The sequence below is a fragment of the Pseudomonas spelaei genome, from assembly GCF_009724245.1.
Classification (GTDB): Bacteria; Pseudomonadota; Gammaproteobacteria; order Pseudomonadales; family Pseudomonadaceae; genus Aquipseudomonas; species Aquipseudomonas spelaei.
Map to the genome: position 1 here is coordinate 60,369 of NZ_WNNK01000014.1, position 20,520 is coordinate 80,888.

Genomic DNA, 20,520 nt, shown 5'->3' on the forward strand with positions numbered 1-20,520 from the left:
TGCCTCGAGACTCAGAGCCCGGTCAACATTGCGTCAGCCGGCGCGTCGGCGCGATCTTGCGCAGTCAGTTGGAAGTAGACAAAACCTACTGCCATGAAACCGAGGAAAATCAGCCCGATCAGCGTATTGAACCAGGCCATGGCCACCAGGCACACCATGGCCAGTACCAGCGCGATACCGGGGATGATGGGGTAACCCGGTGCACGGAAGGTACGCTCCAGCAGCGGTTCGGTTTTGCGCAGTTTGAACAGGCTGAGCATGCTCATGATGTACATCACAATGGCGCCGAACACCGCCATGGTGATCATCGCTGCGGTGAGCGTCATGCCGCCCAGGTTGATCAGGCCATCGCTGTAGATCGCAGCGATACCGACGACACCCCCGGCGATGATTGCCCGATGAGGTGTCTGAAAGCGCGACAGTTTGGCGAGGAAAGAGGGCAAATAACCGGCACGTGCCAACGCGAAGAACTGACGGGAGTAGCCAAGGATGATGCCGTGGAAACTGGCCACCAGGCCAAACAGGCCAATCCACACCAGCATATGCAGCCAGCCTGAACTGTCACCGACCACGGTTTTCATCGCTTGTGGCAACGGATCGTTGATGTTCGACAGGGTGCGCCAGTCGCCCACGCCGCCAGCGAAGAACATCACCCCCATGGCCAGGAACACCAGGGTCAGGATGCCGCTGATATAGGCCTTGGGGATTGTGCGTTTCGGATCCTTGGCTTCTTCGGCGGCCATGGCGGCGCCTTCGATGGCGAGGAAGAACCAGATGGCAAATGGAATCGCTGCAAACATTCCGGCAATCGCGGGCGCGCCGAAGGTATCGGAGCCGGCCCAGCCGTTGAGGGCGAAGTGACTGAAACTGAAGGCGGGTGCGACTACCCCCATGAAGACCAATAGCTCGGCGACGGCCAGCACGCACACCACCAGCTCAAAGGTCGCTGCCAGTTTGACTCCGAGAATATTCAGGCCCATGAACACGATGTAGGCGCCCACGGCCGCGTGTTTCGGGTCGAGGGCCGGAAACTGCACATTCAGGTAGGCACCGATGGCCAGGGCAATGGCCGGTGGGGCGAAGACAAACTCGATCAGCGTTGCCAACCCGGCGATCAAGCCGCCTTTCTCTCCGAAGGCCCGTCGGCTGTAGGCAAAAGGGCCTCCGGCATGGGGAATAGCGGTAGTCAACTCGGTAAAGCTGAAGATAAAGCAGGTGTACATGGCGGCAACCATCAACGAGGTCACCAGAAAACCCAGCGTACCGGCCACGCCCCAGCCATAGCTCCAGCCGAAGTACTCCCCGGAAATCACCAGCCCGACGGCGATCCCCCATAAATGCAAGGTGCCCAAGGTTGGTTTGAGTTGTGTGTTCATCGCATTGCTCCCTGAACGGTGTGGAATGTTTCAGGGCGTTGCAGTGGTCATGCCATTCCCGGCAACGGTGTCGTAAAGCGGTTCCGCTGTCGCCTGGGGGACGGTTTTGCGTTTGAATACGTTCCTTGCTGCACCAGATAAGTGCGGTGGTGATGCTGACGGCGCCATCGCGGGCAAGCCCGGCTCCCACAGGTGACAGCACTCCAATGTAGGAGCCGGGCTTGCCCGCGATGAGGCCCTCAAAGTCCCCCAAAACCCCAGTGTAAACCCCGCATAAACCCACTCTTTACGCGCTCTTTACGCCCCGCCCATACCCTCGCTCTCGTTCCTTTACGGCGCACCTGCGGACAATGCCCCTACACGCGGCAATCGCCGTACGACGGAGAAACTTCCATGAGCGTTCTGGACGGGGTGTCACTGCTGTTAGCCGTGGCGCTGTTCATTTATCTGCTGGTTGCGCTGTTACGCGCGGATCGGAACTAGGAGCGGCTATGCACAGTTATGACTATTGGCTGATCATCGCCTTCTTTGCCTTGGTACTGATTCCGGCGCCCTTTTTGGGACGGTTTTACTACAAGGTCATGGAAGGCCAGCGCACGTGGCTGACGCCGGTTTTAGGCCCGGTGGAGCGCGCGTGCTATCGCGTTGCAGGCGTTGACTCGCAGGAAGAGCAGAGCTGGCAGAAATATGCCCTGGCCTTGCTCGCCTTCAACCTCGCCGGTTTTGTATTGCTGTTCGCGATTCTGTTGTTCCAGGACTACCTGCCCCTCAACCCGCAGAAATTGCCGGGTCAGGAATGGACCCTGGCCTTCAACACCGCAATCAGTTTCATGACCAACACCAACTGGCAGTCCTACAGCGGTGAAGCGTCCCTGAGCTACCTCAGCCAGATGGCCGGCCTTACCGTGCAGAACTTCGTCAGTGCCGCCACCGGTCTGGCGGTTCTGGTTGCGTTGTGCCGTGGTATCGGTCGCAAGTCCACCAAGACCCTGGGCAATTTCTGGGTCGATATGACCCGCGCCACCCTCTACGGCTTGTTGCCGTTGTGCCTGGTGTTTGCGTTGTTCCTGGTGTGGCAGGGCGTGCCGCAAACCTTCGCCCATTACGTTGATGCGGTGACGATGCAGGGCGTGGATCAAGTGATCCCCCTGGGCCCGGCCGCCAGCCAGATTGCGATCAAGCAACTGGGCACCAACGGGGGTGGTTTCTTCGGGGTCAACTCGGCGCATCCGTTCGAGGATCCGACCGCCTGGGCCAACCTGTTTGAGCTGGCGGCCATCATCCTGATCCCGGTGGCGCTGGTGTTCACCTTCGGCCACTACGTGAAAGACCTGCGTCAGAGCCGGGCGATTCTCGGTTGCATGCTGGCCCTGTTCCTGATCGGCGGCGCGACCTCGTTGTGGGCCGAATACCAGCCCAACCCGACCCTGAACAACCCGGTTGTCGAACAGGCTGCATCGCAGGAAGGCAAGGAAGCACGCTTCGGTACCACTGGCACAGTGTTGTGGTCGGTCACTACCACCGCCGCGTCCAACGGCTCGGTGAACGGCATGCAGGACAGCCTCAATCCCCTGAGCGGGATGGTTGCGCTGGTCAACATGATGGTCGGCGAAGTGATCTTCGGCGGCGTTGGTGCCGGTATGTACGGCATGCTGCTCAACGTGTTGATTGCGGTATTCCTTGCCGGCCTGATGATCGGACGCACCCCGGAATACCTGGGCAAGAAACTCCAGGCCAAGGAGGTGCAATTGCTGGTGGTGACCTTGATGGTGATGCCTGTCGGTGTACTGGTGCTGGGCGCCATCGCCGCGAGCCTGCCTGGCCCGGCCAGTGCCATCAGCAACCCCGGCCCGCACGGTTTCAGCCAGTTGCTCTATGCCTACACCTCGGCCAGTGCCAACAACGGTTCGGCGTTCGGCGGCTTCAGCGCCAACACCCCGTTCCACAACCTGATGCTGGGTCTTGGCATGTTGATCGGTCGTTTCGGTTACATCCTCCCGGTACTGGCCCTGGCCGGCAGCCTGGCGATGAAGAAAACCGCACCGATTGGCCAGAACAGCTTCCCGACCCATGGCCCGCTGTTCGTGACCCTGTTGACCGTGACCATCTTGTTGGTGGGCGGCCTGAGCTTCTTGCCGACATTGGCACTGGGCCCTATCGCTGAACACCTGAGCATGGGCTTCTAAAGGGATATGAAAATGAATATGCCTGCAAAAAACGCAGCTCCCGTGAAAGCTCAGGAGCCGGCTAAAACCGCAATCTCGGCCCTGTGGCGGCCGGCGATGATCCAGGCGTTCGTCAAGCTGGACCCACGCCAGTTGCAACGTTCGCCGGTGATGTTGGTGGTCGAATTGACCGCAATCCTTACCAGCGTGCTGTGCTTTGTACCGGACACCGCAGTGCCAACCTACGTCGCCGTACAAATCGCCGTGTGGTTGTGGTTCACCGTGCTGTTCGCCAACTTTGCCGAAGCCTTGGCCGAAGGTCGCGGCAAGGCCCGTGCCGATAGCCTCAAGGCCGGCAGCGAAGGCCTCAGTGCGCGCCGCAAGGAAGCCGATGGCAGCTTCAAGGTCGTGCCGGCCACCAGCCTGCGTAAAGGCGATGTGGTGCGGGTTGCCGCCGGGGAAATGATCCCCGGTGATGGCGAGGTCATCGAAGGTATTGCTGCGGTCAACGAAGCGGCGATCACCGGCGAGTCTGCGCCGGTGATCCGTGAGTCCGGCGGCGACCGCTCGGCCGTTACCGGCAACACTCGCCTGGTTTCGGACTGGTTGATGATCCGGATCACTGCCAACCCAGGTGAGTCGACACTGGACCGCATGATTGCCCTGGTGGAAGGCGCCAAGCGCCAGAAAACCCCCAACGAAATCGCGCTGGATATCCTCCTGATCGGCCTGACGCTGATCTTCCTGCTGGTGGTGGTGACCCTGCAGCCGTTCGCCCACTTCGCCAATGGCAGCCTGCCGTTGGTGTTCCTGGTGGCGCTGTTGGTCACGCTGATTCCTACCACTATCGGCGGCCTGTTGTCGGCCATTGGCATCGCCGGCATGGATCGCCTGGTGCGCTTGAACGTGATCGCCAAATCCGGCCGCGCCGTGGAAGCGGCGGGGGACGTGCACGTGCTGTTGCTGGACAAGACCGGCACCATCACCTTTGGTAACCGTCGTTGCACGGCGGTAGTTGCAGCACCCGGTGTCAGCGGCAAGGAACTGGCCGAGGGGGCGTTGTTTGCCTCGCTGGCCGACGATACCGCTGAAGGCAAATCCATCGTCGAGTACCTGCGGGCCCTGCATCCTCAGGCCGAGCCGTCGGGTGAAGAGCTGACTGTGGTGCCGTTCAGCGCCGAAACGCGGTTGTCGGGTGTCGATTACCAAGGCCGTGTGTTCCGTAAAGGCGCCGTGGATTCGCTGCTGGCGTTTATCGGCCTGCAACGCAGTGATCTGCAACCGGCGCTGTCCCGTGAAATCGACAAGATCGCCCAGAGTGGCGGCACCCCGTTGCTGGTGTGCGCCGATGGCAAGTTGCTCGGGGCGATTCACCTCAAGGACGTGGTCAAGCCCGGCATCCGTGAGCGTTTCGCCGAGCTGCGCAAGCTGGGGATTCGTACGGTGATGGTGACCGGCGATAACCCATTGACCGCCGCTGCGATTGCCGCTGAAGCGGGTGTCGATGACGTGCTGGCCGAAGCCACACCGGAGAAAAAGCTGGCACGTATTCGCCATGAACAGAACGACGGTCGTCTGGTGGCGATGTGCGGCGACGGCGCCAACGATGCCCCGGCGCTGGCCCAGGCTGACGTCGGCATGGCCATGAACGACGGCACTCAGGCCGCCCGTGAAGCGGCCAACATGGTCGACCTCGACAGCGACCCTACCAAGCTGCTGGACGTGGTGCAGATCGGTAAGGAATTGCTGGTAACCCGTGGCGCCCTGACGACCTTTTCCATTGCCAACGACGTGGCCAAGTACTTCGCGATCCTGCCGGCGTTGTTCGCCTCGATCTACCCGCAGTTGGGTGTGCTCAACGTGATGCACCTGCAAAGCCCGCAGAGCGCGATCCTCTCGGCCATCGTGTTCAACGCGCTGATCATCGTGGTGCTGATTCCACTGGCGCTGCGCGGTGTGCGTGTGCAGGCGGCGAGTGCGGCGGCGTTGCTGCGACGCAACCTGCTGATCTATGGCCTGGGCGGGATTCTGGTGCCGTTCGTGGGGATCAAGGCGATCGACATGCTGTTGACCGCACTGCACTTGGTGTAATCCGATCCCTGCAGGCGCCGGCATGCCGATGCCTGCAGGTTGCAATGACCGAATTGAGGAGTATGAAATGTCCAACATGATCCGCCCGGCCCTGAGCCTGCTGGTGTTGATGACCCTGATCACCGGCGTGGCTTATCCCTTGGTCGTCACCGGCGTGGCGCAAGTGGCGTTCCCTGATCAAGCCAACGGCAGCCTGGTACGCGATGCCAGTGGCAAGGTTCGCGGTTCCAGCTTGATTGCCCAGGATTTCACCGGTGACAGCTGGTTCCATCCACGGCCATCTGCCGGGGCATTTGCCACGGTCTCCAGTAGCGCCAGTAACCTGGGGCCAAGCAACCCGGCGTTGGCTACTCGCGTGTTCGACGATGCCAATAAACTGCTGGTATCGAGTCAGGGGCCCGTGCCTCTGGCAATGCTGACTACCTCTGGCAGCGGTCTTGATCCACACTTGCCACCGCAAGCAATTGCCTATCAACTGGCGCGGGTTGCGGCGGCGCGTAATCTGCCGGTGTCGACCCTGGAGCGCTTGATGGATGAGCACATCGAAAGCCCGCTGGTGGGCCCGCCGGTGGTGAATGTGCTGGCATTGAACATGGCTTTGGAAAAGTTGTAAGCAGTGGCACCGCCAATCGCGGGCAAGCCCGGCTCCCACAGGGAAATGCATTCCAGTGTGGGAGCCGGGCTTGCCCGCGATGACGGACTCAAGAAATCCACATCAACACCTGAAGGAAGAGTGCCCGCATGAGCGACTCCGGCCGCGCCGATGCCCTGTTAGCCGATCTGCCTCGGGACGGCCGTGGCCGACTCAAAGTGTTCTTGGGTGCGGCCCCAGGAGTCGGCAAGACCTACGCCATGCTCCAGGCCGCCCACACCCAGCTGCGCCAAGACGTGCGACTGATCGCCGGCGTGGTGGAAACCCACGGCCGTGCCGAGACCGAAGCCTTGCTCAGCGGCCTGCCGCAACAGCCGTTGGTGCGTTCGGAGTACCGCGGTGTGATGCTGGAGGAAATGGACCTTGATGGCCTGCTCGCCGCCAAGCCCAAGCTGGTGCTGGTGGATGAACTGGCCCACAGCAACGCCCCCGGCAGCCGCCACGAAAAACGCTGGCAGGACATCCAGGAGCTGTTGGCCGCCGGTATCAATGTGTTCACCACGGTCAACGTCCAGCACCTGGAAAGCCTCAACGATCAGGTGCGTGGCATCACCGGCGTGCAGGTGCGCGAGACGCTACCGGATTGGGTCTTGCAGGAAGCCGATGAGCTGCTGCTGATCGACCTGCCATCCCGTGAGCTGCTGGAGCGCCTGCGAGACGGCAAGGTCTACGTGCCGGAACAGGCTCGGGCGGCCATCGATGCGTTCTTCACCCAGACCAATCTCATGGCCTTGCGCGAGCTGGCGATGCAGACCGCTGCGGCCCACGTCGATGACGATTTGACCCAGGGCTATCGGCAACTGGGCCAGGCTGCGCCGACGGTGCGCGGACGCTTGTTGGTGGGCGTGGACGGCGATGCCCAGGCCGAGCGCCTGGTGCGTCACGCCAGCCGCGTGGCTCAGCGTCGGCATTTGCCCTGGAGCCTGGTGCATGTGGACAACGGCCGGGTGCGGGATGAGCAATCGCGACTGCGCCTGCAAAACGCCCAGCAATTGGCCGAACGTCTGGGCGGTGAGGTGGTGTTACTGCGGGCGGGAGAAGTGGCCAAGACCCTGATCCAGCATGCCGCCGAACGACGTGCCAGCCTGGTGTTGGTGGGTCAATCGCGGCCGCGCTGGCATCGTGCAGTGTTCGGTGGCGGGTTGGCGTCGCGGCTGCTGCGCAATGCGCGTGGCCTGGAAATCAACGTTCTCGACAGCGACGAAGCACCGGCCCCGCCGAGGATGCCGGACGTACGCGGCCTGGTGTGGTTTGACTATGCCCTCGCGGTGCTGGCGACGGTGTTGGCCGCTGGCGTTGCCTGGGCGGTGTCCAGCGTCTTGCCATTGCCCAATATCTCGTTGGTGTTCCTCGCCGCCGTGTTGCTGGTCGCGGTGCGCAGCAGCCTGGGCCCATCGCTGGCGTGTGCAGCGTTGTCATTCCTGACCTACGACTTTCTGTTTATTCCACCGAACTTCTCCTTCGCCATCCAGCGTGAAGAGGACGTGCTGACCCTGTTGTTCTTCCTGTTGATGGCCGCGCTGACGGGTAACCTGGCCGCTCGCCAACGCCGGCAATTGCAGGCCTTGCGTGACACCCAGGAAGAAACCAGCGAACTGCTCGACCTGTCGCGAAAACTCACTGCCGCCACTGACCGCCAGGCGGTGATCAGTGCGGCGGCCCACCACCTTGAAGACTGGAACGACCTGCAACTGTGCCTGGTCAATCGCGACGGGCAGGGTGACTGGAAGGTAGAGACCGGCGGTCCGATCACCTTCACCGAGGCTGAGCGCGCAGCTGCCGATTGGGCCTGGCAGCACGATCAGCCCGCGGGCATGGGCACCGGCACCTTGCCGTTTGGGCGCTGGTGGTGGTGGCCATTGTCCGGCGAAGAAGGTCCGTTGGGCTTGTTGGGTGTCAGCCCGAAAGCCGGCCTGGAGTTGAGCGGCCAACGCCGTCGCTTGCTTACTGCGTTGAGCCAGCCACTGGCCCAGGCACTGGCCCGGGCGCAATTGGCCCAGGAGCTGGAGGCCGCTCGCCTGCACGGTGAAACCGAACAATTGCGCAGTGCCTTGCTGGCCTCGGTCTCCCATGATTTACGTACGCCGCTGACCTCCATGCGCGGCAGCATCGACAGCCTGCTGGCGCTCGGCGAGGCCATCCCCCTGGAAGACCGCCGGGAGTTGCTGGAAGGTACCCGCGACGAAGCCGAGCGCCTGGACCGCTATATCCAGAACCTGCTGGACATGACACGCCTGGGCCACGGCGCCTTGAAACTGGCGCGGGATTGGGTGTCACCCGGCGATATCGTCGGCAGCTCGTTGGGCCGTTTGCGCGCGGTGCTGGCACCGTTGCAAGTCAGGACCGATGTGCCGGCCGAACTGCCGTTGTTGTACGTGCACGCCGCATTGATCGAACAGGCCCTGGTCAATGTGCTGGAAAACGCCGCGCGCTTCTCGCCGCCCCACGGCCGTTTGCAATTACGCGCCGGGGTCGTCGACCAGCAGCTGTTTTTTGCGGTCAGCGATGAAGGTCCGGGAATTCCCGAGGACGAGCGGGCAAAGATTTTCGACATGTTCTACACCGCCGCCCGTGGTGATCGTGGCGGGCAGGGCACAGGGCTTGGCCTGGCGATCTGCCAAGGGATGGTCGGTGCCCACGGCGGGCATATCAGTGTGACCGAGGGCATTGACGGGCGAGGCACGTGCATTACCTTATTTCTACCTTTGCAGGCCCAGCCTGGCCTGGAAAGCGAACCTTGAGCTACCCTCTTTTTTTCACGGATTTTGATTGGACACCATGAGCCAGACTGCGACGATATTGGTCATTGACGACGAACCGCAGATCCGCAAGTTCTTGCGCATCAGCCTGGCCTCCCAGGGCTACAAAGTAATCGAGGCCGGGACCGGCAACGAAGGCCTGGCCCAGGCTGCCTTGAGTAAACCGGACCTGCTGGTCCTCGACCTTGGCCTGCCGGACATGGACGGCCAGCAAGTGCTGCGTGAGTTTCGCGAATGGTCGACGGTGCCGGTGCTGGTGCTGTCGGTACGCGCCAGTGAAGTACAGAAGGTCGAAGCGCTGGATAACGGCGCCAATGACTACGTGACCAAGCCTTTCGGCATCCAGGAGTTTCTTGCTCGTGTGCGGGCCTTGTTACGTCAGGCTCCGGCGGGGGAGGCCCAGGAAGCAGCATTGCGGTTCGGGCTGCTGACCGTAGACCTCGCCTATCGCCGGGTGCTGCTGGATGGGGCCGAAGTGGCGCTGACCCGCAAGGAATATGCGGTGCTGGCGCAACTGGCACGGCACCCGGGACGGGTGATCACCCAGCAGCAATTGCTCAAGGATATCTGGGGCCCGACCCATACCGAAGACAGCCATTACCTGCGGATTGTGGTGGGGCATTTGCGTCAGAAGCTGGCGGACGACCCCACCCAGCCGCGGTTTATCGTGACCGAGGCGGGGGTGGGTTATAGGTTGTTGAACACCGAGGGCTGATACCTGATAGATGTGTGGTGCCTGTCTGGGCGCCTTCGCGAGCAAGCCCGCTCCCACATTCGACCGCATTACAACGATGGAACTCGATCGAATGTGGGAGCGGGCTTGCTCGCGAAGGCGTCAGTAGCGACACAGAAATTTTAAGATTGCTCACTCTCGTACCGGTCCAGCGTATCGCTGGCAATCTCCCGCCCCAGGGCGATCAGTTCCGGCGCCTTGTAGAACTCGAAAAATCGGCACACCCGCTTCGGCACATTGATCAGAATGTCCGGCGGGTAACCGGCAATCTTGTATTGCGCCAGTGAAGTCTGCATCACCTCGAAGCTCTGGTTGATCAAGTCCAGCAGCGATGCGGGGCCAACGTTGTCGATGATGAATGAACCGGTGGCGGACTTCGGCGCCCCGGCCTTTTCCGGTGCGGCGGCAGGCTGTTGTGCTTCGGGTTCGGCAGACTCCAGCCATGGGTTGATGTCGGCGGCCTGGGCCTGCAGCGCTTCTTGCTCCAGCAACAACAACTGCTCGGCCTGCTTGCGGCGAAACGGCAAGTGCGAACCCAGTGAGCGCACCAAATTGTCAAAGCGGCTCTTGAACGCCGGTGGACGTTGGATCACCGGCAGTTGGTACTGTTTCTGGTTGGTGGAGTTGAGGTTGACCGCGATGATCAAGTCACAATGGCTCGACACCACCGGCACGATGGGCAGCGGGTTAAGCAGGCCGCCGTCCACCAGCATGCGGTTGCCTTGCATCACCGGGGTGAACAGGCTGGGAATGGCTGCCGAAGCGCGCATGGCTTGATGCAGGCAGCCTTCCTGGAACCAGATTTCCTGCTGGTTGGTCAGGTCGGTGGCCACGGCGGTGTAGGGGATACGCAGGTCTTCGATATTGATCTCGCCGACGATTTTGCGAATCTGCCCGAAGACCTTCTCGCCGCGTATGGCGCCGAGGCGAAAGCTCACGTCCACCAGGCGCAGCACATCCAGGTAATCCAGGCTTTCGATCCAGTTTCGGTACTCGTCCAGCTTGCCCGCCGCGTAGATCCCACCCACCACCGCGCCCATGGAGCAACCCGCGACACAGGCGATGTCATAGCCGCGTTTTTCGATCTCTTCAATCACGCCGATATGGGCGTAGCCCCGGGCACCGCCGGAGCCCAGCACCAATGCAACACGTTTCTTCATGATCTGAGTTCTCCGCAAAACAGTTGCCCACAATGCACTCATCAAGGAGTGGCTTCAATCTTCGCCGCCCGGGTGGATTATTTTTGCGAAGGTACCATTCTGCTCGGGTATGCTCTGGCAATAGAGTCTTTGGATTTCAGGCCGCCTGACAAGGCACTTTTTGTTGTAGGCAACGTCTACTTACCACGACTGTTTTTCTTTTTTTGAGGTGTCATTGATGAAAGCCTGGATGTGTTTGCCTGTGATCGTGTTGGCGTTGGCCGGTTGTGCAGGAAAAACTGCCTATCGTGATAGCTGCGCCTCGCAGTTGGATTCGGCCTGGAAAGAGCTGGACTTGGCCAAGGCTGAAGGGTTCGCTGGCACCGTGAGTTACTCCAAGGCGCTGTCCCTGCTGACCGGCGCCAAGACCCAGCAGCAATTCGAAGCCTTCGAAGGCTGCTCCAACAAGGCCGAGAAAGCCCGCTTCTACATTCGTGAGTCCCGCGCCGGGCGTTGATCCCGGTCACCGTGTCATGGAGTGGTAGTCGTTAAGGTGGCTCGTGGCGCTGGCCTCATCAGGCGCCCCGATGATGAACAGGGGAAGTCTGCATGTCTGCCTTGGTGGATCAGTTAGTCGCTCAGGTCATTGGCCTGGAAGTTGGGTTGCTGAACTGCCAGGCTCGCCTTGCAGCGGTTACCGATGATGAAGCCCTGCACGACCTGCGCACCACCGTGCGCCGCTTGCGCAGCCTGTTACGCCCGTTGCGCGGATTACCCGGTGTAGAGCAATTGGAAGCCGCCGCCAGTGGTGTCGGTCAACTGACCACGCCGCTGCGGGACCGTGAAGTCCTGGCGGCCTATCTTCACCAGCACGGCCACCGTGAGGCCGCTGCCCGCCGTATGGCTCAACAGCCGGATGCGTATCGCCAGGTGGCCAAAGGGCCGGAACTGGCGCAACTGTTGTTGATCCTCGATGCATTCCCGCGATTTATCCGTGCGTCCCAGCGGCAAAAGCTGCTCAATGGATTGCGTGCGCGCATTGAAAAACGCTTGGCCAAGCAATGGCAGAAACTGGATGTAGCGTTACACGATCCCGACCATGACCGTCATCGCTTACGCTTGTTGATCAAGCGGGTGCGCTACGCGGCGGAGGCCTATCCGCAACTGGGCAAGTTACCGGACAAAGCCATGTCGCGGCTCAAAGCTGCTCAGGGCGCGCTGGGTGACTGGCACGATTGCTGGCAATGGCTGGCCCAGGCTGAACACCAGGCGGACTTGCAACCCTGCGTCGCCGTGTGGCATCGGACCATGTCCGAAGCTGAAGGGCGGGCGGATCGAGTGCTGGATAAATTGAGCACCGACTGTTTCACGACTAAGGCCTGAGGCTTATCTGTCCGCGTGTTTGGCCGGAATAGGTGGTGTGCCGTTGCCGTGTGCTGGTTAAGATCCTTCAATCGTTTTTCGTTGAATTGAGGTCGCCATGCGCTTTTGTGATTTGCTCGACGCTGCCCGTAGCCATCCCCTGGACGTGACGATCCCGGCCGAATGGGCCCAGGGGCGAGCCACATTTGGTGGCTTGGTTGCCGCCTTGCAGTACGAAGCCTTGCGTGCCAGGGTGCCGTCGGATCGACCGCTGCGTTCGTTGGCCATTACTTTTGTCGGGCCGGTGGCGCCGGATGTGCCGGCCAGTTATCAAGTCGAAGTGCTGCGTGAAGGCAAGGCCGTCAGCCAGTTGCTGGGCCGGGTGGTGCAAAATGGCGAAGTGATGACCCTGGTGCAAGCCAGCTTCGGTGCCTCGCGGCCTTCAGAGGTTAACGTCGTGGCCGAACCGGCCCCTGTCTTCAAACATTGGGACGAGTGCCAGGAACTGCCCTATATCAAAGGCGTGACCCCCGAGTTCATGCGCCATCTGGCCATGCGCTGGAGTGTGGGTGGCCTGCCATTCACCGGTAACAAGTCTCGCGAAATGGGTGGCTGGGTGCGGTTGCGAGGAGATGTGAAAGAAGAGCCGTTGACCGAGGCCCACATTCTTGCGTTGGTGGATGCGTGGCCGCCCGCCCTGATACCGCATCTGACCAAGCCTGCACCGGGCAGCACGTTGACCTGGACCATCGAATTCGTTCAACCCTTGCAGGACCTCACCACGCTGGACTGGTGCCAGTACCGGGTGCAGATCGAACATGCCCGCGATGGCTATGGTCATGCCGCCGCTGCGCTTTGGGGGCCTGACGGTCAGTTGATAGCCCTGAGTCGACAGACTGTGGTGGTGTTCGCTTAGGCCCTCAGACCCACAGATGTTGATCGCTGGAGGCGTCGGTTTTACGTGCCTCCAGGCTGCGGCCATGGTGTTGCAGGGCCATGGCCGCCAGCAACCCGACAACGCCGACAGCGACGCTGGCCAGGTTCAAGCTGAACACACCAGAAGCCACCAGCAGAAAACCGATGATCAAGAGTGGCAGTGCAATCAGTTGCAGGACCTGGTTGGCCGAATGCTGATGGCTCTGTGGGTGATTGCGCCATTGCCAGGCGGGAATGTTGGGATGACGTTTGCCCATGATCGAATCCTCTGTTCTGAAACAACTTGAGCAGAGTTTAGGTTGGGCTGGATAGCCAGGCGAATCAAGGCTGGCTATCGAGGTTATAGCTATAACTTCAATTGACCGATTGCCCGGCTCAATTCCCCGGCCAACGTGGCCAGCTCATTGCTGGTGGTTGCCGAGTTCACGGTCTGTTGTACGGTGTTTTCGGTGACGTCACGAATACTCACCACTGCCCGGTTCATCTCTTCGGCCACGTGACTTTGCTGTTCGGCGGCAACGGCGATCTGGGTGTTGCTTTCACGCATTTGCGCGACCGCACCGGTGATCTGCACGAGTGCAGCGCCAGCTTCCTGGGCCTGCTGCACGCAGTCGTCGGCCTTGAACGAGCTTTCCTGCATAAAGTCCACCGCATCCCGGGTACCGGCCTGCAGGTCCGATACCATACGGGTGATTTCGTCGGTGGAGCTTTGTACCCGCTTGGCCAGGTGACGCACCTCGTCGGCGACCACTGCAAACCCTCGTCCCATTTCCCCGGCACGGGCGGCCTCGATGGCGGCGTTGAGAGCGAGCAGGTTGGTTTGTTCAGCGATGCTGTGAATCACCCCAACTACACCGTTGATTTTCTGGCTGTCCTCGGCCAGTTTCTGGATCATCTCGGCGGTTTGTTGAACGCCTGTGGACAGCCCGGCAATCGAGCGTTGCACACGGCCTACCACTTCCTGGCCACTGCCGGCCAAGGTGTCGGCGGTCTGTGACAGGTCACGGGTGGCGCCGGCATGTTGGGCAATGTGATACACGGTGGCGGTCATCTCATTGATCGCCGTGGCGGCCTGGTCGGTTTCGCTTTGCTGGCCAAGCATGCCGTGCTGGACTTCATTCATGCTGCTGGCCAGGCGTGCGGCCCCTTCATCGAGTTGCCTGGCGGTGCGCGCCACAGTATTGACCACGCGTTGATAGCCGGCTTGCATGGCGTTGAACGCACTGGCCATCTGCCCGACCTCGTCGGTACAGGCCAGCGGAACACGGGCCGACAAGTCGCCGGTTTTTTCCACATGCAGCATCACGTCTTTCAAGGTGTTGAGCTGGCTGAGCAGGAAGCGGATCAGTAACTGCGAGGCACCGAGCATGGCCAGCATCAGAATCAGCACCGCCACGGCGTAGTGGGCGAAACGTTCGGTGAACAGCTGGCTCAGGCTCGGCGCATAAGCCAGTACCGCCACCTGCTGGCCGTCGAGTCGGGCGATTACTTCGGCGCCTATCAACGGGTTTTCACCGAACAGCGGCATGTGATTGAACTCGACCCAACCGCTGGCCGTACTCAGGGCTGACAGATCCTCGTCTGCCAGCTGTGGGACTTGGCCTCGTGCGAACGTCAGCCATTGCCCGCTTTTGGGCAGCGCCTGGCCAGCCGGCCATGCACCGAGCAACTGCCCCTGAGCCTGCGCAGAGGCTTGGGAGGCTTGGCTGCGGGCCTGTTGTTCGAGCTGCACGGCATACAGCACCAGCAGCAGGGTGGTGATGAAGGCGACCGCATTGACGGCCCAGAATTTGTACTTCAGTGAGATGTTGCTAAGCCAGGCACCCATGGAAGGTTTTCTCTGATAGCGGAAACAGCATTGGCAAGGTGCCATTATTGTGCCGCTACTCAGGGAAAGGGTCTTGATATGGGTCAATGTGCCGCGTCAATCCGGCACAGGCAATCCGAAAAAGGCACGGGCGCAGGCGGTACTGTGTTGGGCCAGATCGTCTGTGCTTTCTTCTCGATGCAAGGCGACTTCGCGCAACACTTCCGGCAGGTAGGCGGGTTCATTGCGGCCGTTCTTTGGTTTGGGGCGCAGGGTGCGCGGCAGCAGGTATGGCGCATCGCTTTCCAGCATCAGGCGGCCTCGGGGAATTTCCCGGACTAACGGGTGCAGGTGTGTCCCGCGACGCTCATCACAGATCCACCCGGTGATGCCGATATGCAGGTCCAGGTCGAGGTAGCTGAACAGGGCGCGCTGTTCGCCGGTGAAGCAGTGCACCACGGCGGCGGACAGGTGATCACGATAGTCCCGCAGGATCTCCAGTAAGCGCTGGCTGGCATCCCGCTCATGGAGAAACACCGGTAACTTGAGCTCCACGGCCAGGGCCAGGTGTTCTTCGAGGACTTTTTCCTGTTGTGGGCGCGGCGAGAAATCCCGGTTGAAATCCAGCCCGCATTCACCCACGGCGCGTACGCGGTTTTCCTTGAGCAGTGCTCGCAGGCGTTGTGCACTATCGGCGTTCCAATCACTGGCGCTATGGGGGTGAATGCCTGCTGTGGCGAATAACCGTTGGTCAGTTTCATCCAGTCGATGACAGAGTTCCAGGGCTTGTTCGCTGCCCTCCACACTGGTACCGGTGAGCACCAATTGGCTGACCCCGGCGGCATACGCACGGTCCAGTACGGCCTGGTGCTTGTCGTCGAAACTTGGGTTGGTCAGGTTGACGCCGATATCAATGAGTTGCATGGTGCTATCTCCGCCTGCGGTCGGAAAGCATATCAGAGCTGTAGATTTATAAGAAAAGCCAAGAACTACAACCAGTTGAAGCTGTCTTTGAATGTCGTGAGTAACGCCGTGGTGGGTCGAGTGCCTGTTGCTGTGCTTTCCTTACGAACTTTGCCAGCGCTCATGGCGCTCTGTTTCTGTTCCCCAACGCCTTGTCGTCGATGAGCGGTTGGGCAGTATTCTTTCCGGAGAGCGGATGATCCGACCCTCGGTGTTGCTCATGCTGTGCCTGACGTTACTGCTGCCTACGGCGGCGGTTGCGCGTCTGGCCGGGCCGCCGGAAGCAGCCAAGCCGGGCAAGGTCCGCGACCTGGCCGAAATTCGCAACAGCCGTACCTTGCGTGTATTGGTCAACCAGAGCCGCAACAGTTCCGGTGAAGTCCAGGGCCAGGCCATCGGTGCCGAATACCATCGCTTGCGCGCCTTCGAGCAATACCTCAACGGCCACGCCCGTGACGGCCAGGCAATCAACCTTAAGATTATTCCCAAGGCCAAGGATCAATTGTTGGGCGCGCTGGCGCGTGGCGAAGGGGACTTGGTAGCGCCCGGCGAACTGCTGGATGTGAAGGCCACGCACAAGATCAGCGCCAGCGACCCGATTGTCAGTGATGTGCCGCTGTGGCTTGTCGGGGTCAAGGGTGAGCGACGGTTTACCCGACTGGAGCAGTTGTCCGGCCGGACCCTGGCCCTGACCACTGGCAGTGCGGCGGGGGAGGCCGTGAACCAGATCAACCAGAAGCTGGCGTTGCGCAAGTTGCCACCGGTGAAAGTGGAATGGGTCGATCCCAGTTTAGCGGTGGAGGATGTGCTGGAGATGGTTCAGGCCGGGATTTTCCACCTGACTATCGTCGAGCGCCCGATTGCCGAGCGCTGGTCGAAGGTTCTGCCCAAGTTGCGTTTTGATCGGCAAGTGACGATCAAGGAGCCGGGCGAAGAGTACTGGTTTGTACGCCAGGATGCCGCAATGTTGCGAGCCAGCATTGACCGCTTCCTGAAGACCTACAAGACCCCGCCCGATCAGGACGTTGCTTTCCAGCGTGTTTATCGGCGCCTGTATCAAGTGCGTTATCCATTGGCCCGAGCCGACCGCCAGCGCCTGGAAAAGCTGCGGCCGGTGTTGCAAAAACATGCCCGGGAACAGGGGATGGACTGGCTGAACCTCGCCGCGCTGGCGTTCAAGGAATCGTCCCTTGACCCCAATGCCAAAAGCGGCAGCGGCCCCACCGGCTTGATGCAGATCACGCCGTCGGCAGCTCAGCGTGTAGGGGTCAACAATATCCAGAGCCTGGACAGTAATGTGCAGGCGAGCGCGCGTTATCTGGCGCTGATCCGTCGCAAGTTCTTCGCCAGCCCCAAACTCAACGAGCGTGAGCGCATGGCGTTTATCCTGGCGGCCTACAACATGGGGCCGGAACGGGTACAAGGCATGCGCGCCGAGGCCCGGCGCCGGGGTTTGAATCCCAACCAGTGGTTCTTCCAGGTCGAGCGCATTGCCATGGAGCAGGTGGGAATGGGCGGGGTCAGCTATGTTAATAGCGTCAACAAATACTACTTGGCGTTTGATCGGGAGCGGGGCTCCCTTGAACCGTCGGCGCCGAAGATCGCCTCACGAAAATAATCGATTAAATCGATATTAATTCGGCATTTTTTCGGCTTTTATCATTATCTAAACTGATTAATATAGCGGCCAACCAACCCCTGTCTTGAAAAGGATTTACCAGCATGAGCCCAATGATCAAAAGCCTTCTGTCCACCCGCGCCGGCTACGGCCTGACCGTCCTGCGGATTTTTGTCGGCATTATCTTCGCCGCCCATGGTTCGCAAAAACTCTTCGGTTGGTTCGGTGGTGGCGGATTGGCCGGTACGGCGCAGTGGATGGAAAGTATTGGTCTGGCGCCGGGCACCTTGATGGCGCTGTTGTCGGGTGGTACGGAATTCTTCGCGGGCCTGGCACTGATCATCGGTTTGTTGGCGCGGCCTGCGGCACTGGGCCTGAGCATTATTTCGCTGGTGGCGATCTTCTCGGTGCACATCCATAACGGGCTGTTCATGGCCAACAACGGTTATGAGTTTGCACTGGCCTTGCTGGGCGGCACGATCGCCGTGATGCTGGAAGGTGCTGGCAAGTTGTCTGCCGACCGCGCAATCGCCAACTGAGATCTTGCAAATCCCTTAAAAGGCCCGCCCGTGCGGGCCTTTTCGTTGCTCGGGATTCTTGACACTGCCCCACAGCCTTCTCTAGGATGTTGTTCATGCGCCGATTTAAACAGCTAATTGCGGGGCGCCACAGGTGACTGAGAACAGTCCCGACAGAAACCTGATCCAGGTTTCGAAATACCGCTAAAGCGCTGGTTCGGTGTTGCCTCTCACCTGCCCGCAGACTTTTGAGGCAGAGACACGACACGATGAATGCACTACGCCCTCTCATACGCTTGGCCCCGATCACTGCGGGGCTTACTCAGCGCAATCCGAAAATCCTGTTGGGTGGCAAACATCAGCCTACGCTGTTGCGTTATCTGGATGGTTGGCCACGCCGCACCGGCAGGCCCTCGGCCTTTCTGATCCAGTTTGTCGACGACGGTGATTCTCTTTCCCGCTTTGCCACCGACAGTTTTGACCTGGCGGTCATTCAAGCGCCCAGTGCCAGCGAGGCTGGCGAAGTTATCCTGCAATTGACCCGTATCTCACGGCAAGGGTTGATTACCCGGCGTTGAGCTGTCTCAGTAATGAATGGCCGAGGGTGGGAACCGGCGAAATCGGCGGGACAGGAAAACACCCAAGGCAATCAGGCTCAGTATCAGCGGTAGCGTAACGATGTTGAGCAGCTTCACGTTTCGTTCCAGAGTGTAGACCTTCGCATAGGCTTGAGTCCTCAACGCGTGAAGCTCCATGGGCAAGCGCAGACGTTCTTTGTTGAGCGCTTGCAGCACCGGGTTGGATGTGACGAACTCTGTGCCGAACGAGGGTTGTTGCAAGGACTGCCATTCCTTTTCCGTCTGGTTCAGGCGCAGTTCCAGTGCGGCGGACTTTTCCCAGTAATCCTGCGCAGCGTCGTTGCGTAATTTTTCCAGTACCTGCAGTGGCCGGCGGATGCCTGCATGGGGCCGAATGTTCATCAGCGTATCGGGGCCGGAAAGGTTGTCCAGTGTATTGAGGACAAACCTCGCGTTATCTGAGTACGTGCTCTTTTTCCCATTGCTGTCTTGTATCGAACTCCATACGCGGTCGGTGAGCAGGTCGGTGTCGGCGACTATTACCACATGAATATGGGCTGCCTTTTGCAAACCGGTATTCTGGTCGTTGATACCGTCCGCAAACGCCGAGTACGCGGGCCCCTGAATACGGGCGGCAATGACATGGCGTTGGCCGCGGGCTACGGCCTCGCTGCTCAATGAGTCAAATTCGGATGGGCTGACGACGCGGCCAACATCAAACAAAGCGGCTTGGCCCGAGCTTTGGAGCAGGGGCGTGAAGGTGGTACGGCTCTTTTTAATCGCATTCAGTGCACCACTGCTTAACACGGTCACAGTGCCCAGCTTCGAGGTGCTGGCGTCGTTCTGTGCCATTGCCTGGCGCGGCAAGGTAAGCGCTGCCGGGTGGCGGATGGGTGGATGCCCATCGGTGAGAATGACCGAGGTGGCGTAGAGGCGATCGGCAAGTACTTTATCGGCAGGCATCTGCACCCCCCACGCGGTCAACATTCCCGGCAGGTTAGAGTATTTGTCTGATATTTGCGGGCTGGAATCCAGTTCGCTCAACGGATCAATAAATAACATCAGCTTGCCACCACCCAGTACAAACTGGTCAATTGCATACAAAGTCTGATCGGGTAATTGTTTGGGATGAACCAGCATCAGGGTTTTAACATGGTCGGGAATATGTTCAATATTGTTCCCCAGGCTCATCAGATTGAAGTGCCGACGAATTTCCTGCAGTAATCGCCAGGGAGGAGAAATGGTCAGGTTATGCCCATTCCGTTCGCCGTCCATCGGCAACCCTGATATCAGGCCTATAACGGGCTGCTCAGGATGGGCCACCTTATAGATCAGGTGGCTGATCTCATATTCCAGTAACGGCTCCTGGTCGGGGCTGAATGACTCGATTTTTTGTGCACCATTGTTCGCATTGGTCCCGACAAGGCCAAAGAACCCGTGTTTGCCGTCCAGACCCAGCAGCCCGGCTTTGTATGCATCTTCGGAAAAAGGTACGGGATCGATGAGGTGCAATCTGATTTTGCCGTTTGCGGCTTTTTCGTATTCCTTGAGCAGTGTCTCGACATCCCTGCCGTAGCGCTCCATCACGGCGCTCTTTTGAGGGTGTTTTCTAGAGTTGAAAAAGTACAGTTCCATGGAACTCTCGAGTGTGTCGAGCATGGTTTTTGTGGGTTCGGATAACGTGTGGTTTTTTTGTTCTGACAGGTACAGCCGGATATTGGGGAGTTTCTGCACCCATACCAGATTGAAAGCGAGAAAGAGTAATAGTATGACGATCAGTTTTACGCCGACACTTATGAGCGGTTTCATTGAGGTCTTTCCTT

General features: G+C 60.0%; 17 protein-coding genes and 1 pseudogene. 12 read left to right on the plus strand and 6 right to left on the minus strand.

What is annotated here, in order from left to right:
* Nucleotides 1–11 precede the first annotated feature (11 nt).
* The gene (gene eat, locus GNF76_RS17135) at nucleotides 12–1,376 is read right to left on the minus strand and encodes an ethanolamine permease (protein WP_155584314.1); all 1,365 of its coding nucleotides are present in this window, start codon (nucleotides 1,374–1,376) and stop codon (nucleotides 12–14) included.
* Between the two features lie 393 nt (nucleotides 1,377–1,769).
* Here eat and kdpF point away from each other — a divergent pair, with 393 nt between their 5' ends.
* The 6 genes from kdpF to GNF76_RS17165 all read left to right on the plus strand — a co-directional run bounded on the left by kdpF (nucleotide 1,770) and on the right by GNF76_RS17165 (nucleotide 9,758).
* On the plus strand, nucleotides 1,770–1,859 hold the full coding sequence (gene kdpF, locus GNF76_RS17140) for a K(+)-transporting ATPase subunit F (RefSeq protein ID WP_003218754.1): 90 nt from the start codon (nucleotides 1,770–1,772) through the stop codon (nucleotides 1,857–1,859).
* Nucleotides 1,860–1,867: 8 nt separating this feature from the next.
* Entirely contained in the window at nucleotides 1,868–3,562 is a 1,695-nt protein-coding gene (kdpA, locus tag GNF76_RS17145) for a potassium-transporting ATPase subunit KdpA (RefSeq protein ID WP_155584315.1), read from the plus strand.
* Between the two features lie 12 nt (nucleotides 3,563–3,574).
* Nucleotides 3,575–5,632, plus strand: a complete 2,058-nt coding sequence (gene kdpB, locus GNF76_RS17150) for a potassium-transporting ATPase subunit KdpB (protein ID WP_178123385.1) — start codon at nucleotides 3,575–3,577, stop codon at nucleotides 5,630–5,632.
* A 67-nt stretch (nucleotides 5,633–5,699) separates the two neighbouring features.
* Nucleotides 5,700–6,245 carry a potassium-transporting ATPase subunit KdpC gene (gene kdpC, locus GNF76_RS17155; RefSeq protein ID WP_155584317.1) on the plus strand — a complete coding sequence of 182 codons (546 nt, stop codon included), beginning with the start codon at nucleotides 5,700–5,702 and terminating at the stop codon, nucleotides 6,243–6,245.
* A gap of 128 nt (nucleotides 6,246–6,373) precedes the next feature.
* The gene (locus GNF76_RS17160) at nucleotides 6,374–9,025 is read left to right on the plus strand and encodes a sensor histidine kinase (RefSeq protein WP_155584318.1); all 2,652 of its coding nucleotides are present in this window, start codon (nucleotides 6,374–6,376) and stop codon (nucleotides 9,023–9,025) included.
* Between the two features lie 37 nt (nucleotides 9,026–9,062).
* Nucleotides 9,063–9,758, plus strand: coding sequence for a response regulator (locus GNF76_RS17165; RefSeq protein ID WP_155584319.1), 696 nt, complete (start codon nucleotides 9,063–9,065; stop codon nucleotides 9,756–9,758).
* Between the two features lie 140 nt (nucleotides 9,759–9,898).
* Here GNF76_RS17165 and GNF76_RS17170 read toward each other — a convergent pair whose 3' ends face one another.
* Nucleotides 9,899–10,936 carry a patatin-like phospholipase family protein gene (locus GNF76_RS17170; RefSeq protein WP_155584320.1) on the minus strand — a complete coding sequence of 346 codons (1,038 nt, stop codon included), beginning with the start codon at nucleotides 10,934–10,936 and terminating at the stop codon, nucleotides 9,899–9,901.
* A gap of 217 nt (nucleotides 10,937–11,153) precedes the next feature.
* Between GNF76_RS17170 and GNF76_RS17175 the strand changes: the two genes are divergently transcribed.
* The 3 genes from GNF76_RS17175 to GNF76_RS17185 all read left to right on the plus strand — a co-directional run bounded on the left by GNF76_RS17175 (nucleotide 11,154) and on the right by GNF76_RS17185 (nucleotide 13,193).
* Nucleotides 11,154–11,432: a hypothetical protein gene (locus GNF76_RS17175; RefSeq protein ID WP_155584321.1), complete on the plus strand. Its 279-nt coding sequence runs from the start codon at nucleotides 11,154–11,156 to the stop codon at nucleotides 11,430–11,432.
* A 92-nt stretch (nucleotides 11,433–11,524) separates the two neighbouring features.
* Complete coding sequence (locus GNF76_RS17180) at nucleotides 11,525–12,298, plus strand: CHAD domain-containing protein (protein WP_155584322.1); 774 nt, start codon at nucleotides 11,525–11,527, stop codon at nucleotides 12,296–12,298.
* A 97-nt stretch (nucleotides 12,299–12,395) separates the two neighbouring features.
* Complete coding sequence (locus tag GNF76_RS17185) at nucleotides 12,396–13,193, plus strand: acyl-CoA thioesterase (protein WP_155584323.1); 798 nt, start codon at nucleotides 12,396–12,398, stop codon at nucleotides 13,191–13,193.
* 19 nt (nucleotides 13,194–13,212) lie between these two features.
* On the opposite strand, the pseudogene GNF76_RS17190 reads toward GNF76_RS17185, so the two are convergent.
* From GNF76_RS17190 to GNF76_RS17200, 3 genes and pseudogenes are all read right to left on the minus strand, one after another.
* A pseudogene (locus GNF76_RS17190) lies at nucleotides 13,213–13,470 on the minus strand (terminase); the annotation flags it as partial.
* Nucleotides 13,471–13,559: 89 nt separating this feature from the next.
* Nucleotides 13,560–15,041 carry a methyl-accepting chemotaxis protein gene (locus GNF76_RS17195; protein WP_155584325.1) on the minus strand — a complete coding sequence of 494 codons (1,482 nt, stop codon included), beginning with the start codon at nucleotides 15,039–15,041 and terminating at the stop codon, nucleotides 13,560–13,562.
* 96 nt (nucleotides 15,042–15,137) lie between these two features.
* Nucleotides 15,138–15,944 carry a TatD family hydrolase gene (locus GNF76_RS17200; protein WP_155584326.1) on the minus strand — a complete coding sequence of 269 codons (807 nt, stop codon included), beginning with the start codon at nucleotides 15,942–15,944 and terminating at the stop codon, nucleotides 15,138–15,140.
* 235 nt (nucleotides 15,945–16,179) lie between these two features.
* Between GNF76_RS17200 and GNF76_RS17205 the strand changes: the two genes are divergently transcribed.
* The 3 genes from GNF76_RS17205 (at nucleotide 16,180) to GNF76_RS17215 (ending at nucleotide 18,697) form a co-directional block, all read left to right on the plus strand.
* Nucleotides 16,180–17,601 carry an MltF family protein gene (locus GNF76_RS17205; protein ID WP_155584327.1) on the plus strand — a complete coding sequence of 474 codons (1,422 nt, stop codon included), beginning with the start codon at nucleotides 16,180–16,182 and terminating at the stop codon, nucleotides 17,599–17,601.
* Nucleotides 17,602–17,705: 104 nt separating this feature from the next.
* Nucleotides 17,706–18,140, plus strand: a complete 435-nt coding sequence (locus tag GNF76_RS17210; protein ID WP_155584328.1) for a DoxX family protein — start codon at nucleotides 17,706–17,708, stop codon at nucleotides 18,138–18,140.
* Between the two features lie 248 nt (nucleotides 18,141–18,388).
* Nucleotides 18,389–18,697: a class I SAM-dependent methyltransferase gene (locus tag GNF76_RS17215; RefSeq protein WP_155584329.1), complete on the plus strand. Its 309-nt coding sequence runs from the start codon at nucleotides 18,389–18,391 to the stop codon at nucleotides 18,695–18,697.
* 6 nt (nucleotides 18,698–18,703) lie between these two features.
* Here GNF76_RS17215 and GNF76_RS17220 read toward each other — a convergent pair whose 3' ends face one another.
* A complete protein-coding gene (locus GNF76_RS17220) occupies nucleotides 18,704–20,506 on the minus strand; it encodes a Gldg family protein (protein ID WP_155584330.1) in 1,803 nt (600 codons plus the stop codon).
* Nucleotides 20,507–20,520 lie beyond the last annotated feature (14 nt).

Coding starts and splice junctions, on each gene's coding strand:
- eat (WP_155584314.1), bottom strand. CDS start 1,376: ATGAACACACAACTCAAACCAACCTTGGGCACCTTGCATTTATGGGGG.
- kdpF (WP_003218754.1), top strand. CDS start 1,770: ATGAGCGTTCTGGACGGGGTGTCACTGCTGTTAGCCGTGGCGCTGTTC.
- kdpA (WP_155584315.1), top strand. CDS start 1,868: ATGCACAGTTATGACTATTGGCTGATCATCGCCTTCTTTGCCTTGGTA.
- kdpB (WP_178123385.1), top strand. CDS start 3,575: ATGAATATGCCTGCAAAAAACGCAGCTCCCGTGAAAGCTCAGGAGCCG.
- kdpC (WP_155584317.1), top strand. CDS start 5,700: ATGTCCAACATGATCCGCCCGGCCCTGAGCCTGCTGGTGTTGATGACC.
- GNF76_RS17160 (WP_155584318.1), top strand. CDS start 6,374: ATGAGCGACTCCGGCCGCGCCGATGCCCTGTTAGCCGATCTGCCTCGG.
- GNF76_RS17165 (WP_155584319.1), top strand. CDS start 9,063: ATGAGCCAGACTGCGACGATATTGGTCATTGACGACGAACCGCAGATC.
- GNF76_RS17170 (WP_155584320.1), bottom strand. CDS start 10,936: ATGAAGAAACGTGTTGCATTGGTGCTGGGCTCCGGCGGTGCCCGGGGC.
- GNF76_RS17175 (WP_155584321.1), top strand. CDS start 11,154: ATGAAAGCCTGGATGTGTTTGCCTGTGATCGTGTTGGCGTTGGCCGGT.
- GNF76_RS17180 (WP_155584322.1), top strand. CDS start 11,525: ATGTCTGCCTTGGTGGATCAGTTAGTCGCTCAGGTCATTGGCCTGGAA.
- GNF76_RS17185 (WP_155584323.1), top strand. CDS start 12,396: ATGCGCTTTTGTGATTTGCTCGACGCTGCCCGTAGCCATCCCCTGGAC.
- GNF76_RS17195 (WP_155584325.1), bottom strand. CDS start 15,041: ATGGGTGCCTGGCTTAGCAACATCTCACTGAAGTACAAATTCTGGGCC.
- GNF76_RS17200 (WP_155584326.1), bottom strand. CDS start 15,944: ATGCAACTCATTGATATCGGCGTCAACCTGACCAACCCAAGTTTCGAC.
- GNF76_RS17205 (WP_155584327.1), top strand. CDS start 16,180: ATGATCCGACCCTCGGTGTTGCTCATGCTGTGCCTGACGTTACTGCTG.
- GNF76_RS17210 (WP_155584328.1), top strand. CDS start 17,706: ATGAGCCCAATGATCAAAAGCCTTCTGTCCACCCGCGCCGGCTACGGC.
- GNF76_RS17215 (WP_155584329.1), top strand. CDS start 18,389: ATGAATGCACTACGCCCTCTCATACGCTTGGCCCCGATCACTGCGGGG.
- GNF76_RS17220 (WP_155584330.1), bottom strand. CDS start 20,506: ATGAAACCGCTCATAAGTGTCGGCGTAAAACTGATCGTCATACTATTA.